We start from the raw sequence: 15,449 nt of genomic DNA, 5'->3' as shown, positions 1-15,449 counted from the left end.
ATATTTATTTTTGGGTTTGTTCCAACCCTAATATTTCACTAATTGTCTGCTCATCAAGATCGTTAAAATCAATGTAGTTTCCCGTTACAATATAAAAGACTGTTTCAAAAATATTAGTGGCATGATCCCCGATTCGTTCCAGATAACCGCCAATAAGACAAAATACTGTTCCCTGATGAATATTTTTCGTATCTTTCATCATATAGGCCATACATTCACTATTAATTGCTTCATTTGTGTCATCAATTTCATTTTCCAAATCAACAACTTCTCTTAGTCGGCTGATATCTTCATTAACAAATGCCTGAATTGAAAGTTTCAGCAATTTCTCAGCTAATTCACATTCCAACGGAATATCAATCAAAGGTTTCATATAAACTTCCTCTGCAAGCTCGATCACCCGTTTAGAAATGTTAACCGCCAAATCCGCAATTCGTTCCAGATTAGTAATGATTTTATAGGTTGAAGCCAACCGTCTGAGGTCAGTCGCTACCGGGCCTTGTGTCGCAATAATCTTACTGACCACTAACTGCAGTTCGATTTCCTTTGCGTCGACAAAATCATCCCGGTCAATCACCCTATTAGCCAAATCAACATCTTTTGAATTAAGGGCCAATACTGAATCTGACAACATTTTTTCTGTCATCGTGGACATCAACAATATTTCTTCTTTTATCTTCAGTAATTCTTCATTATATTGTGATCGCATTTTTGTATCTCCTTTATCAACCGAAACGGCCCGTAATATAGTCTTCTGTTCGTTTATCATTTGGATTTGTGAAAATTTTAGGTGTCTCATCAAACTCAACGATTTCTCCCATCAGGAAGAATGCCGTTTTATCGGAAATACGTCCCGCTTGCTGCATCGAGTGGGTGACAATAATAATGGTATAATCTTTTTTTAGACTTGACATCAAATCTTCAATTTTTGCAGTGGCGATGGGATCCAGAGCGGATGTTGGCTCATCCATTAAAATAACTTCCGGATTCATGGCAATCGTTCTCGCAATACAAAGTCGCTGCTGTTGTCCGCCTGAAAGTCCCAGGGCGGATTTGTTCAGTCGATCCTTCACTTCTTCCCATAAAGCTGCCTTTGTCAGACTTTCTTTTACCAGGGTGTCTAATTGTGTTTTGTCTTTCAACCCTTGGCATTTTGGACCATAGGCAATGTTTTCATAAATGCTCATCGGAAAAGGATTTGGTTTTTGAAAAACCATTCCCACCCGGGTTCGAAGATTGATGACATCAATATCGCCATTAATATCTTTATCATCAAAGATAATCTCACCTTTCATTTTAACCGAATCGATGAGATCATTCATCCGGTTCAAGCAACGTAAAAAGGTTGACTTGCCACATCCTGAAGGCCCAATAAAAGCGGTGACTTCATTTTCGCATATTTTTATATTGATCGATTTGAGTGCTTGAAAATCGCCATAAAACAAATCTAAGCTTTTTGTATCAAACTTTATTTTGTCCATATTACTCCTTATCTTTAATGCTAATTAAAAAATCTAACTTATCTGCAGCGATCAGACTACTTCCCCGACATTTTCCGATCTAATCTGGCCCCAAGAAGGCGAGATCCTAAACTGAATGCAAAGATCAAAACCAGCAATACCGCTGCTGAGAAATTGGCAATTTGATCGGCGTTTGGCGTCATCGATTCTGTTTTTAGAGCCCAGATGTGCAGCGCCAGAGTATCCCCTGGCCTGAAAGGACAGAGCAGCGACATTGGGTCAAAGGGATTCCAGATATTTAGGTTCACATTGGAACTCATACCGGCGGTATAAAGCAGTGCCGCCGCTTCACCAAAACCCCGGCCGGCAGCCAGGATAACCCCGGTGATTATTCTTGGGGTGGCAACCGGTAAGCAAATCTGTACAATGGTTTGCCAATGTGTGGCTCCAACCGCTAAACTGCCTTCTTTGTAAATACTTGGTACTGCTCTGATCGCATCCTCAGTAACGGTTGTAAGCAACGGTAGACTGAGAATCGACACCGCCAGCGCACCAGCAAAAAGATTGTATTTTGACCCTGTCATATAGATAAAAACAAGATATCCAAATAAACCAATAACAATCGACGGCAAAGACGAGAGTGTTTCAATACAAATACGCAAATAGTTCGTCACTTTGCCGGCTTTCGCATATTCAGCCATGTAAATCCCTGCTCCCACGCCAATCGGTACACTGATAATAAGCGAAATCAGTACCAGATAAACGGTATTGAAAAGCTCGACGCCGATTCCAGTCCGTTCAAAACTAAAAATTCCCGGCTGATATGCCATTATCCCCTTCACAATAATATAGGCTGTAAATCCTGCTAGTAATAGGAGAAAGAATCCGGCAATGCAATAAAGGATGACCGTAGCAATTTTATCTGCTACAATAGCATTTTTATGTTCACTCTTCATTTAACTTCTTCCCCCTTTTTGGCGATTATCCGCATAATCAATATGAATATGAATGAGATGATCAGAAGCAAGAGTGCCATGGACCACAGGGCATCATTGAACTCTCCTCCCTGTGCCGAGTTACCCATGTCAGACGCAATCTCTGCTGTCATGTTGTTTGTTGCCGAAAGGATATTGTCTGGAAATGTCTGCATTTTCCCGATAACCATCGCTACCGCAAGTGCTTCGCCAAAAGCCCTTGCCAGCCCGAGGATAACACCGGTGAGAATACCGGACGTCGCGCTTGGCAGCATGACCTTATAAATGTATTGCCACCTTGTCGTTCCCAATGCATAAGAGGCTTCTTTATACCCATTATCAACATTTTCAATCGCATCAACCGAAACACTTGTAATGGTCGGAAAGATCATCAGTGCCAGGACAATTCCCCCTGCCAGCACGCTAAAACCGTAAGGTAGATTAAAAACGTGGGCAATCGCCGGTACCAGAACTGTCAAGCCAACCCAGCCATAAACCACTGATGGAATCCCGACAAATATTCCGATTGCCGGCTGCAGCAATTTTTTTCCAAGTATCGGTGAAATCTCAGTCATAAAAACTGCTGATGCAATACTAAATGGCGTTGCGATCAGCAAAGCCAGGAAGCTTATCAGTAACGAACCAACAATGAAAATAGCAGCCCCCACTTTACCGCCGCCATCAAAGTTGTCGGCCGGTTTCCAATCCGATGAAAAAAGGAACTCCCAGACACTGTGATTATAGGTAACAAAAGTGCCAAGGCCCTTATAAAACAAAAATCCAGTGATCGAAAGTGTCACTAATATAATAACAATACCTAACAACGTCACGATCGAACGACCAAGGTACTCTTTTTTTAATTTTTCTATCAAACAAATCACCAACTTTCTTTCAAAACTAAAGGTCGGCGGACATTTAGCCGCTGACCTTTGGTTTTACAATACAATCTGTATTTGAATTTAATAAGCTAATTTTGAAGTTGATTAATGCTTTCCTGCTGCGGTGGTCATTTTACTGATGACATTATATCCTAGATTTTCCATCTGGGTCTGGAAAGTGTCGGTTCCCATATAATCCAGGAATGCTTTAGTTACGCCCGTCGCATCGCCATTAGTGTACATATGTTCAGTACCCCACACTGGATATGAGCCATTATAAACATTTTCCAACGTCGGGGCTACGCCATCGATACTCATCTTTTTGACATCGTATTTGCCAACAAGGTATGAGAAAGCAAGATAACCGATCGATCCTTTGGTGCTGGCGATATTCGTTTCAAGTGTACCAGAATCATCACTGCTCAAAGCGGTGTTGCTTGATTCAACAGCATTATCCAGCGCATATTGTTTAAAGAGGGCACGTGTACCAGAAGACTCAGGCCTGCTGATAAGAGTAATCGCTTCATCCGCTCCCCCAACCTGGTTCCAGTTAGTGATTTTTCCGGTAAAAATATCGCTTAGTTGTTGTTTCGAAAGGTTAGTTACGGTTACATCAGAATTAACAACTGCAGCAACACCGATCGCACAAATCTGATGATCTTTAAGCGTTGCGGCCTGATCTGCGGTAAGTTTTGACTCGGCTGTTACATCAGAATTTCCGATATCAATGGACTTGTTAGCAACCTGTGTAAGGCCTGTGCCTGATCCCCCAGCACTAACATTGACTGAAGCTTTAGGATTAAGCTGTTGAAAATTATCAGCGGCAACCTGAACAAGGGGTGCAAGGGCTGAAGAACCTGCAGCTGTTATACTACCTGTAACCTCTGATGTCGTTGTTGAACCGGTACTGCTTTTGGTATTCGTGGAACATGCAGTCATAGTAATACCGACAAGTACTACTGCCATAAAAAGTGCGAAAATCTTTTTCATTTTTTAGTTTCTCCTTTTTTTCTTTTTTTTCTTAACTTCATAACTAAATATATATTTTTTTCGTTTCAGCAAATAGCATTACTCTGTAAACTTTATGTAAAGCGTTTGTTAAATTGGATTTATTAATAATGGGCACACTTAAAAAAAAGCCGACTTCTGTATATTACAGAAATCAGCTTTTAGACATTTCGACTTTTTTATGCTCATTTTTACGTTTGTTCCAACCCTAACGTTTCATTAATTGTCTGATCATCAAGATCGTTAAAATCAATGTAGTTTCCCGTTACAATATAAAAGACTGTTTCAAAAATATTAGTGGCATGATCCCCGATTCGTTCGAGGTAACTTCCAATGAGACAAAATACTGTTCCCTGATGAATATTTTTCGCATCTTTCATCATATAGGCCATGCATTCACTATTAATTGATTCATTTGTGTCATCTATTTCATTTTCTAAATCAACAACTTCTCTTAATCGGCTGATATCTTCATGAATAAATGCCTGAATTGAAAGCTTCAACAATTTTTCCGCTAATTCACATTCCAACGGAATATCAATCAAAGACTTCATATAAACTTCGTTTGAGAGCTCGATCACACGTTTAGATATGTTTACCGCCAAATCCGCAATTCGTTCCAGATTGGTAATGATTTTATAGGTTGAAGCCAATCGTCTGAGGTCAGTCGCTACCGGGCTTTGTGTCGCAATAATCTTACTCACCACTAACTGCAGTTCAATTTCCTTTGCGTCTACCAAATCATCCCGGTCAATCACCGTTTTTGCCAATTCAACATCTTTTGAATTAAGGGCAAATACTGAATCTGACAACATTTTTTCTGTCATCGTGGACATTAACAAAATTTCATCTTTAATCATTTGCAATTCTTTATTGTATTCTGTTCGCATTGTATACCTCCTTTATCATCCAAAACGTCCTGTAATATAGTCCTCTGTTCGTTTATCAGCAGGATTTGTAAAAATCACCGGTGTTTCGTTAAATTCTACCACTTCTCCCATTAGAAAGAAAGCAGTTTTATCGGAAATTCGACCTGCCTGTTGCATCGAATGAGTCACAATAATAATCGTATAGTCTTTCTTTAATTTCGACATCAGATCTTCAATTTTTGCAGTGGCAATAGGATCCAGGGCGGATGTCGGTTCATCCATTAAGATAACCTCTGGTTGCATGGCAATGGCTCGCGCGATGCAAAGACGCTGTTGCTGTCCGCCTGAAAGGCCCAGCGCGGACTTGTTCAGTCGATCCTTCACTTCTTCCCACAGTGCTGCTTTGACAAGACTTTCTTTTACCAGGGTATCCAATTGCGTTTTGTCTTTTACACCCTGGCATTTTGGACCATAGGCGATGTTTTCATAAATACTCATCGGAAAAGGATTTGGTTTTTGAAAAACCATTCCTACCCGGGTTCGAAGATTGATGACATCGATATCGCCATTAATATCCTGACCTTCAAAGATAATCTCACCTTCTATTTTTACCGAATCGATCAGATCATTCATCCGATTCAGGCAACGCAAAAAAGTCGATTTCCCGCACCCGGATGGTCCGATAAACGCGGTAACCTCTTTTTCATATATTTCCAGATTGATTGACTTAAGAGCTTGAAAATCCCCATAATACAAATCAAGATTCTTAGTGTTAAACTTTATTTTTTTGTTCATCTTACTCCTCATTTTTTATTAAAGACATTCAATTTGTCGGAAGTGATCCGCGACAAAATATTCAGTACAATAACAATCACAATAATAACAATCCCTATCGCACAGGCTAATTCAATATTTCCTTCCTCTTTCGCCACATAATAGGCTTGAACCGTTAAAGTACTGCCTGGAGAAAAAAGAGTTCCGGGAATTTGAGCAACCGTCCCAGCGGTAAATAACAGTGCTGCTGATTCGCCAACTACCCGACCAATACTAAGGAGCACCGCAGTAGCAATACCGGGTACCGCACAGGGCAGAACCACTTTGAAAATAGTTTGAAGTTTTGTGGCCCCGAGAGCTAAGGACCCTTCTCTAAAAGCTGTCGGCACTGTTTTCAAAGCTTCCTCGGTACTTCGAATAATAACGGGCAGCAAGATAATTGCCACTGTCAGACTCCCCGATAATAAAGATATTTGGAACTTTAAAGCAACAACAAAAAACGCCATTCCAAATAGTCCAAATATAATGGAAGGAATTCCCGCCAGGCATTCAGCCGCGAAACGGATGATATTCACAAGTCTCCCCGGTTTTGCATATTCAGTTAAATAAATGGCACCAAAAATACCTAACGGCAGTGCGATCAGAAGCGATACTAAAACCATATATAAGGTTGTAATAATATTAGATCTTACTCCTCCGCCTGGCTGAACCACTTTGATCTTCAGCTCACCTGTTTCATGATTAATTTGGGCGGCAACATCTTCTAAAGAGAGACCTTCAAAATCTGTTCCATTGATACTTTCCAATATGTAGTCTGTCCCAATGCTCAGTTTTTTTCCGGTCGAATCTGTTGCACTTAAAAGTGGTGAATCTTTTTCAATATAGGAAAAGACAAATTGCTCTTTCTCGGTAGCATTGTTTTTGTAAGCTACTTTGGAAACAGCTGCTCCAATATTTTCGATATAGATCGGTCCTTCTAAAGAAGACTCATAGCGTTTATCATATGGATCTTTTTGACTCAACGACGCTGCGTCGATGGTCATTGGCACCACTTCTTCCTGAACAAAAGCATAAAATACTTTTTCATTGTAATCACGTGTCAAGAAGTCCCAATTCACCAAACTGATCCCTTTAACAAAAATAAAACCAACGATAAAAAGCAGAACACATAGTGTGATGCCCGTCGCCAGATAGATAATACTTTTGGCCAGAACATCTTTCATTTTTCGACCCATACTAACTACCCACCTTTGCTTTTACCAATTTATTAACTGTAAAATTAATAATCATAATAAAGATAAACAAAACCACTCCGGTGGAATACAACAGTTCTTGATGAACTCCGGCTGCATATCCCATTTCTAGAGCGATGTTGGTTGTCAAAGGCCGTATCTGACTAAAGATACTGGTCGGAATCCCGGCAATCGGATTTCCACAAACCAGCATAACCGCCATAGTTTCTCCAATAGCACGACCAATTCCTAAAATAACTCCAGTCATAATTCCTGATCGTGCTGCTGGTATAACGACTCGGAAGATCGTCTGAATTTTAGATGCGCCTAAAGCATAGGAACCTTCTCGATATTCCATGGGTACTGTACTTAATGACGTTTCCGAAATGCTGATCACTGTCGGCAAGATCATAATGGCCAACACTAAAATAGTTGCCAACAATGATTCCCCTTGAGCCATCGGCGAAATTTTTAAAACATATGGAACGATAATTCCCAATCCGAAAACGCCATATAAAACAGAAGGAATTCCAGCCAGTAGTTCAACGGCAAAACGAATCAGTTTCCCAACCTTTGATCCCGCCAACTCGGCAATAAAAACGGCAGTCAGAATGGCAACTGGCACGCCGATTATAATGGCCCCTAAGGTTGCAAAGATCGACCCCACAAACATGTATAAAATTCCATACAAGTTTGATCCGGGCCGCCATTCTACCCCGGTTAAAAAGCTCCACAGTGAATAGCTATTGGAAACGAATGGTTTTAATCCATTATAAAACACAAAAAATGTTATCGCTAAAAGGCTGATAACCGCTACACACGCACAAATGAGAAAAATGTTCTCAATTATTTTTTCTTTCAATTTTTTACGTTTGATCGCTTCCAAAAAAACGCTCCTTTTCATTCCCGCAGGTTTTATTATTATTACCATCGGGTAAATTTCCCAAAACGCAGGCTCCTTAGCGGAGCCTGAGAATGATTTCATAAAATTCTATTTTGATATTATTATTCCACCTTCTTGTGTTACAAGCTTCTGACCATCGGTACTCATAAGGAAATCAATGAAAGCAAGTGTTGCCGGATCCATTTTCTTTTCGTCATAGAATATTAAGTATGGTCAGGATAAAGTATAAGTTTTATTAAGAACATTGTCAACCGATGCTTTTACGCCGTCAACATTCACTTTGTACCGACGTTGAACGGTAACCTGCAAAAATCAATACCGTTGCGCCAATCAGAAGTGACACTAAAGCTCTTTTTAAAATTTTGACATTTTTTCTCCTTTAGAATTCCCTGATTGTCATTCCTCGAATAATTATTATACCAAGAACTGATCAATAAAAGGTTTTGCAAATGTTAAGAGAATGTTAAGAACAGGTTAAATAAAAAACAGAGCCGATTTACAAATTCAATCTCTCTGCTTTTATGTTCTCCACTATTAATTTTGCTAATCAAAAATCTCTTGAACCAGTTGATTGAATTCCTGATACATTGAAAACTCACCCAACGATTTCAGGGAATCACGAACGCCTTTATAATACCAGGCTTGTTTTTCTTTGCCGCGAACAAAAATATTCCAAACCTCATCCCCTATTATGGCGTAGTCCTTCTTGATACTTCTCAGGTTCGCCAATTTATCTGCACAGGCAAGCAACTGCATGTCAAGGGTGGCTTCGTTATTAAGAAAGTCAATGGTATTTTGTTTGCGTTTTTCCCATGAAAGAGTTTTGTCTTCAGAATCAGAGGCCACCAAAGCAGCTACGTCCGCGCCAAATTCTTGCTGGATGATTTCCATGGTTGTTTCCGTATCTTCCACCGTGTCATGGAGAAGGCCGGCACAGATTAAAGCTTCGTTGGTTTCAGAATCAACAGCCGCTGCTAATATTTTTGCCACCTCAAACGGGTGGGTAATATAAGGGACTTTTGACCCTTTTCTAAAATAGCCCAAATGGGCATTCGCTGAAAACTCAATAGCTTTTAATACTGACATGGCAATCTCCTTCTTCCTCTAAAAATGATTGATTAAAGACCTTATCGAATATTTTATCATAAACAACCTGGACATGGGGTTCGCTCACGTATTCGGTCAGCTTTTTAATCGGAATCCACAAAACGCCGCTGTTTTCATCCGGTTTCGATTTCACCGGTTCATCTTCTTGAGTCTGCAAAACATAGGCCGCCGATAAATGCAAATGGGCGGAAACCGTTTTGTTTTTTTTGATGTGACCGAAAACCGGCAATATATCCAATGAAACTATTTTATCGGAACAAACTTTAATTTGCGTTAATCCGGTCTCTTCTTTCGCTTCTTTCATCGCTACATAAAGTAAATCTTTATCACCATCAGCATGTCCTCCGGTCCAGGACCAGGACCGGTAAATATTATGATAGACCATCAGGACTTTATCCATTGTTTCGTTGAAAATCATGGCTGAACTGGTGAGATGAGCAATTTTATTTTCGCGCAATAACACATCCTGATCGTTTTTTTCAATAAACATCAAAATTGTTTTTTTATCAGCTTCTTCCTGAGCGGAACTGGTTTTAAAATTTGAAATGGCTGTTTGATAATGCATCCTGGACCTCTTTTAAATCATGTTTTTTTAGCGAATTAATAGAAACGTCGAATTGGTCTATTTCGTTGCACCGTTACCGGTTTATCTTCAGCGATGGTAACCTTTCGAGGTCGTCCCTTGATATTTTTCACTTGCAATTCTTTTAATACATGGCTGCCTTTATTGTTTAATATTTCCACAAAAGTTGAAACATCCAAAATCGTAATGACCCCAATATCCGCCGCCGTCATTCCTTCAATATTGCATAAGGTTCCGACGATATCGACGGGTCGCATCTTCGTTTTTTTACCGGCATTGATATGAAGCTTCATAATTTCTTTCGTTAAATCATTCGCTTTATCCACTTTCTCTTCTGGTTTTTCGTGAAGTTTTTCAAGGAAAGCAGGCTTTAATGACTCAATTGTACTGCTTGTCGGACATTCCTTTTCAACGATTTCTTTTTCGCTGTATTTTTCGATCTCAGAAAAATAACGTCCTTCTTTATAGGAAACAAGCGTAATAGCTTTTCCGGTCATTCCCTGACGTCCTGTTCGTCCAATCCGATGGACATAGGTTTCTTTTTCCCAAGGCACATCAAAATTGATAACCAGAGAGATATCATGGACATCAATCCCACGGGCTGCAACATCTGTGGCAATTAGGTATCGAAACGCACCTTTTTTAAAGCGGTACATTACCTGCGTCCGTTCATCCTGCTCCATGCCACCATGTATTTTCTCACAGGCTTTGCTGTTTTTTTCAAAAATATTATAGATGGCATTCACCCGCTCTTGCGTATTGCAAAATATAATGCAGCTGTCGGGGTTTTCAACCACTAATACGTCCATCAGCATATCCAGTTTGTCTTCATTGCCAATCTTGTAGACAAATTGTTCAATCGCATCAGTTCTTGCAGCTTCCGCTTCAATTTCAATGACTTGAGGATCATTCATGTATTTTTTCGAAAGACGCTGTATTTCTGAATCCAGAGTTGCCGAAAACAACATGGTGACACGATTTTCTGGCATTTCATTGATTATTTCTTCAACCTGATCAATGAAGCCCATATTTAGCATTTCATCCGCTTCATCAATCACCAAATATTTAATTTCATCGGTGATAAATGTTCCTCTGACAATATGATCCATCACCCGGCCGGGAGTTCCTACCACCACATGGGTTTTCTGCTTCAGTTCTTTTTCCTGACGTCTGATCGGCGATTTTCCATAAAGAGCCGACACCTTCACCCGCTTAAATCTCCCAATGTTAAAAATATCTTCTCGCACCTGTATTGCCAACTCACGAGTTGGCGTAAGGACCAGCACCTGGGGTTTGTTTTCATCCCAATCCAATAGCTCGCAAATAGGAATCCCATAAGCCGCCGTTTTTCCACTTCCAGTTTGCGCCTTGCACAAAAGATCCTTTTTTTCCAGGGCCAGAGGGATTACTGCTTTTTGAACTTTTGTCGGATTTTTGAAATTTAATTTTTCAATTGCTTTTAAAATCTCATCACTAATTGGGTAATCATTAAAATTGTTTGTTGTCATTCTTTATTCTCATTCTTTCCTGTTCTCATTTTTTACTACTTAAAAAGCTGTATCCACTGGAAAAACTCAGAAGATACAGCTAACAATACATCGTGTTCTATAAACTGATTTTTGTAATTTTAAAATGCGTCACCATTTTTTCTCCATCTGCATGAAGCAACTCATTTATCGTGCTATACTCGTTATATTTTATAACATATATTATAGCATAACCTTAAATGATGTATTTGTCAATAATAAGCACCATTTCTGATGAAATCTGTAAAAATTAGATTCCTTCGAATAATTTTTTAGAGGGTAAGAAGATTCGACAACTAAATAATATATCGATGTTTTCCTTTTGGCTTTACCTTGTCTCATGGATCCCCATTAATGTTGTCTGTTTCTTAAAACCGATTGAAAACTGGGAACCGATTGAACATACTAAAATTGTTAAAATTTCTCAATTACTAAAATAAATTAAACAAAGCGGATGATCCTGATAATATCGCGATCATCCGCTTTGTTTGTAACCAGTAAATTTTTTTTCAGCTAACCAGACTCTTACGAAACGCCATTAAAACCGCTTGAAAATCAAGCGGTTTTTGTCATTTTTTGCGCAGCTACAATTACTATATCTTGTCTTTATAAACTACTCAACCGTCACACTTTTTGCTAAATTTTTTGGTTTATCGACATCGCAATCTCTGGCAACCGCCAAATAATAAGCCAACAGTTGAAGATAAACTACGGTGGGAATCGGTGTGATATCATCATCCATATTAGGAATGGTCCAGACTTCATCAACCTCAGATGCTATTTCTTCGTGAGCTTGCTGGACAATCGCTAAAACATAAGCGCCTCTGGCCTTGACTTCTTTTATATTGCTGAGCATTTTCTCGAAAACATGTTCTTGAGTACAGACCGCCACCACGATGGTTCCCTCATCGATGAGCGCAATGGGACCATGTTTGAGTTCTCCGGCCGCATAAGCTTCAGAATGAATATAAGAAATTTCTTTAAGTTTTAATGATCCTTCAAGGCAGGTACAATAATCAAGGCCACGACCCAGATAAAACAAATCGTAAATTTCATGGTTTGCGTCTGCGAATTTTTTTATTTTATCCTGGTTGTCTAATACCGTTTCAATTAGTCCTGAAGTGATGGATAAACCATGACATAAACGGGCAGCATCATTTTCTCCCAGTTTTCCATTTAGCTGCCCCAGATAGGAAGCCAGTAAAAGCATACACCCCACCTGTGTGACATAAGCTTTAGTGGAAGCAACAGCAATCTCTGGACCGGCATTAGTATAAATAACATCCTGAGCTTCTCTGGCAATCGAACTCCCCACAACATTTGTAACGGCTAAAACCCAGGCTCCCTTGTCCTTTGCCAGCCGAATGGCGGCAAGCGTATCCGCTGTTTCCCCGGATTGACTGATAACAATCAACAGGGTGTTTTTATCCACAATGGGATTTTTATAGCGATATTCCGAGGCCGCTTCAATTTCCACGCTGACTCTTGCAAATTTTTCAAAGTAGTATTTACCCACCATCCCGGCGTGGTAAGCTGTTCCGCAAGCCACAATTTGAATGCGATTGATGTGTTTCATCATTTCAGAATCCAAGTGAAGTCCACTGAATAAAACGCTGTTTCCGCTACAACGCCCTGTTATGGCATCATTCATCGCTTTGGGCTGTTCCATCATTTCTTTCATCATAAAATGATCGTAACCGCCTTTTTCAGCATCTCCCGGATCCCAATCAACTACAAAGACTTCCTTATTGACGGTTTCACCTTTAGCATTTAGAATTTTAATGTCATTTTTGGTCAGAATTGCCATCTCGCCGTTTTCAAGCAGATAAACATTTTTTGTATATTTCAGGATGGCTGGTATATCTGAGGCAATGAAGTTTTCCCCTTGTCCCAATCCAACAATCAAGGGACTATCTTTTCTTACCGCGATAATTTTATCCGGTTCATTTGCACAAAGAACTCCCAATGCATAAGAACCTCTTAATCGTTTCAGAGCCATTTGAATTGTTTCGACAATATCCCCGGTGTAAAGCTCATTGAGCAGATGCGCGATGACTTCAGTGTCCGTATCTGAAATAAACTGATGACCCAAACCGATCAATTCTTCTTTAAGCGCCATGTAGTTTTCAATAATCCCATTATGGACCACCGCAATCTCATTATTCAAACTACAATGAGGATGAGCATTCACATCAGAAGGCACGCCATGCGTTGCCCAGCGAGTGTGACCAATTCCAACGTTTCCCGCAAGTGGTTCTTTTGCTAAAAAATCTTCTAGATTTTTTAGCCGCCCTTTTTTCTTTTCTACCCGAATCACGCCATTTTCAATGGTCGCAATCCCGGCTGAATCATACCCTCGGTATTCCAATCGTGAAAGTCCTTCTAATAAAACTTCCTGTGCCTGCTTGTCACCAATATAACCTACAATTCCACACATTTTTTTCACCTATTCTATCTTTAATTGAAGCTGTTTTTGTTTTGAAAATCACTTTTCGGATTTGTACAGCTATCTTTCAGGGCATCCGCCGAATTTTCGATACTCCCTGTCCTCGTCAACTCAAATCATGTGTGGACCTTCACTTGAGTTCTGGCGCTTTTTGAATGCTTCATGGTCAGCGGCCCAATTAAAATTATAAACCATGAAAAACATACGTTATGATTTTAACATAAAAGCTTTCCCAATACAAAGAAATGAGCGCCAAAGCCCCCACTTCTTAAAAGATTTAAACTGTTATAAAGTTATTACACGCCTAAACGCTGTTCAATCAATGATGCCAGGTCATTGGCGATAACGGTCAATTCTTCCTGATTTTTTCCTTCAATCATCACCCGAACCAACGGTTCAGTACCGGATGGCCGGATTAATACCCTACCCTGACCTTGAAAATGTGTCTCAACTTCATGAATTCGTTTTTGAATGAGATCGTCATTTATATAATCCTGTTTTCTTCTATTTTCAACCTTGGCATTCACCAATATTTGCGGATATACCGTCATTAAATCCGCCAACGTTTTGGCATCCCGTGATTCATCCCGCAATAATTCTAAAAGCATCAGCGCTGTCAGCATCCCATCACCGGTTGTGTTGTGATCCAAAAGGATTAAATGTCCGGATTGTTCGCCACCAAGGTTATAATCACCTTCAATCATTGCTTCTAGAACGTAGCGATCACCAACGTCTGTTTTTATACTTTTACAACCCACTTCATTCAATGCCATATCCAGTCCAATATTGCTCATCACGGTCACAACCACAGTATCTCTTTTCAAGACATTCTTTATTTTCATTTTGCGGCCAATCAAGTTCATGATTTTATCACCATCAATCACATTTCCAAAATTATCGACAGCCAGACAGCGATCAGCATCGCCATCAAAAGCAATTCCAATATCTGCTTTTTCTTGAATCACGCGGTTTTGCAATGGTCCCAAATGGGTAGAGCCGCAGCAATCGTTAATGTTTTTGCCATTGGGTTTATTTCCCATGACAATCACTTCTGCGCCTAAGCTTTGAAAGAATTCTGGTGCAATGATGTAGGCTGCCCCATTGGCACAATCCAGGACTACCCTCAATCCGCTTAAATTGCCACTCATTGCCTTTTTTATATGATTTGTATAATAAATCTCAGGTCTTTCGAGGCGCCTGCTGATGCCGCCATTTTTGAGGATAATTTCTTTTTTTTCTAAAATAATATTTTCAATTTCATTTTCTATCGCATCTGGTAATTTAAAACCCCGGTTATTGAAGAATTTAATTCCATTGAATTCAAAAGGATTGTGGGAAGCCGAAATAACAATTCCAGCATCTGCTTTTACTTCTCTGGTAATCACCGCTATCGCTGGAGTCGGCAATACGCCAACGAGAATGGCCTCTCCCCCGACAGACATAATACCATCTGCTAAAGATTTCTCTAAAGCACACCCAGAAATACGAGTATCCATACCAATCACGATCTTTGCCTGATGCCTTCCGGCTCCTAAAACAGCTGCGCCTGCCTGCCCCAATTGATACGCTAAATCCAAAGTCAGTTCTTTTTCAAAAATACCCCGAACCCCATCTGTTCCAAATAATTTTCCCATCTATGTTTTCTCCTAATTTGCTTTGTTTTATCTCAGATTTTAAGACAATTTGAC

The 15,449-nt window shown here is 39.8% G+C and carries 14 protein-coding genes; all 14 read right to left on the bottom strand.

All coding sequences use genetic code 11. The annotated features are described in order from the left end of the window. Nucleotides 1–4: 4 nt before the first annotated feature. The 14 genes from phoU (FZC40_RS01675) to glmM all read right to left on the bottom strand — a co-directional run bounded on the left by phoU (FZC40_RS01675) (nucleotide 5) and on the right by glmM (nucleotide 15,395). Nucleotides 5–709: a phosphate signaling complex protein PhoU gene (gene phoU / locus FZC40_RS01675; RefSeq protein WP_148602213.1), complete on the bottom strand. Its 705-nt coding sequence runs from the start codon at nucleotides 707–709 to the stop codon at nucleotides 5–7. 16 nt (nucleotides 710–725) lie between these two features. Continuing rightward, nucleotides 726–1,481: a phosphate ABC transporter ATP-binding protein PstB gene (pstB, locus tag FZC40_RS01670; RefSeq protein WP_148602212.1), complete on the bottom strand. Its 756-nt coding sequence runs from the start codon at nucleotides 1,479–1,481 to the stop codon at nucleotides 726–728. A 56-nt stretch (nucleotides 1,482–1,537) separates the two neighbouring features. Then, nucleotides 1,538–2,416 (bottom strand): phosphate ABC transporter permease PstA, encoded by an 879-nt coding sequence (gene pstA, locus FZC40_RS01665; RefSeq protein ID WP_148602211.1) that lies wholly within the window; start codon nucleotides 2,414–2,416, stop codon nucleotides 1,538–1,540. Next, nucleotides 2,413–3,315 carry a phosphate ABC transporter permease subunit PstC gene (gene pstC / locus FZC40_RS01660; protein WP_186843851.1) on the bottom strand — a complete coding sequence of 301 codons (903 nt, stop codon included), beginning with the start codon at nucleotides 3,313–3,315 and terminating at the stop codon, nucleotides 2,413–2,415. Before pstC (FZC40_RS01660) ends, pstA (FZC40_RS01665) begins: the two co-directional genes overlap by 4 nt. Before the next feature lie 102 nt (nucleotides 3,316–3,417). Further along, nucleotides 3,418–4,302 carry a phosphate ABC transporter substrate-binding protein gene (locus tag FZC40_RS01655; protein ID WP_148602209.1) on the bottom strand — a complete coding sequence of 295 codons (885 nt, stop codon included), beginning with the start codon at nucleotides 4,300–4,302 and terminating at the stop codon, nucleotides 3,418–3,420. A gap of 209 nt (nucleotides 4,303–4,511) precedes the next feature. Further along, nucleotides 4,512–5,210, bottom strand: coding sequence for a phosphate signaling complex protein PhoU (phoU, locus tag FZC40_RS01650; RefSeq protein ID WP_148602208.1), 699 nt, complete (start codon nucleotides 5,208–5,210; stop codon nucleotides 4,512–4,514). A 15-nt stretch (nucleotides 5,211–5,225) separates the two neighbouring features. Further along, nucleotides 5,226–5,984, bottom strand: coding sequence for a phosphate ABC transporter ATP-binding protein PstB (gene pstB, locus FZC40_RS01645; protein WP_148602207.1), 759 nt, complete (start codon nucleotides 5,982–5,984; stop codon nucleotides 5,226–5,228). A gap of 8 nt (nucleotides 5,985–5,992) precedes the next feature. Continuing rightward, nucleotides 5,993–7,198, bottom strand: a complete 1,206-nt coding sequence (pstA, locus tag FZC40_RS17690) for a phosphate ABC transporter permease PstA (protein ID WP_148602206.1) — start codon at nucleotides 7,196–7,198, stop codon at nucleotides 5,993–5,995. Nucleotide 7,199: 1 nt separating this feature from the next. Continuing rightward, a complete protein-coding gene (gene pstC, locus FZC40_RS01635; protein WP_243135728.1) occupies nucleotides 7,200–8,099 on the bottom strand; it encodes a phosphate ABC transporter permease subunit PstC in 900 nt (299 codons plus the stop codon). Nucleotides 8,100–8,642: 543 nt separating this feature from the next. Beyond that, entirely contained in the window at nucleotides 8,643–9,185 is a 543-nt protein-coding gene (locus tag FZC40_RS01630) for an HD domain-containing protein (protein WP_148602204.1), read from the bottom strand. Continuing rightward, the gene (locus FZC40_RS01625; RefSeq protein ID WP_148602203.1) at nucleotides 9,163–9,771 is read right to left on the bottom strand and encodes an NUDIX hydrolase; all 609 of its coding nucleotides are present in this window, start codon (nucleotides 9,769–9,771) and stop codon (nucleotides 9,163–9,165) included. Before FZC40_RS01625 ends, FZC40_RS01630 begins: the two co-directional genes overlap by 23 nt. Nucleotides 9,772–9,806: 35 nt before the next feature. After that, the gene (locus FZC40_RS01620) at nucleotides 9,807–11,297 is read right to left on the bottom strand and encodes a DEAD/DEAH box helicase (protein ID WP_148602202.1); all 1,491 of its coding nucleotides are present in this window, start codon (nucleotides 11,295–11,297) and stop codon (nucleotides 9,807–9,809) included. Between the two features lie 631 nt (nucleotides 11,298–11,928). Continuing rightward, entirely contained in the window at nucleotides 11,929–13,752 is a 1,824-nt protein-coding gene (gene glmS, locus FZC40_RS01610) for a glutamine--fructose-6-phosphate transaminase (isomerizing) (protein ID WP_148602201.1), read from the bottom strand. A gap of 305 nt (nucleotides 13,753–14,057) precedes the next feature. Beyond that, nucleotides 14,058–15,395: a phosphoglucosamine mutase gene (gene glmM / locus FZC40_RS01605; protein ID WP_148602200.1), complete on the bottom strand. Its 1,338-nt coding sequence runs from the start codon at nucleotides 15,393–15,395 to the stop codon at nucleotides 14,058–14,060. Between the last annotated feature and the right edge of the window lie 54 nt (nucleotides 15,396–15,449).

It is taken from the genome of Acetobacterium tundrae, assembly GCF_008086615.1.
GTDB lineage: Bacteria > Bacillota > Clostridia > Eubacteriales > Eubacteriaceae > Acetobacterium > Acetobacterium tundrae.
The sequence above is the reverse complement of the archived record's forward strand: the minus strand, read 5'-3'. Positions and strand labels throughout refer to the sequence as shown.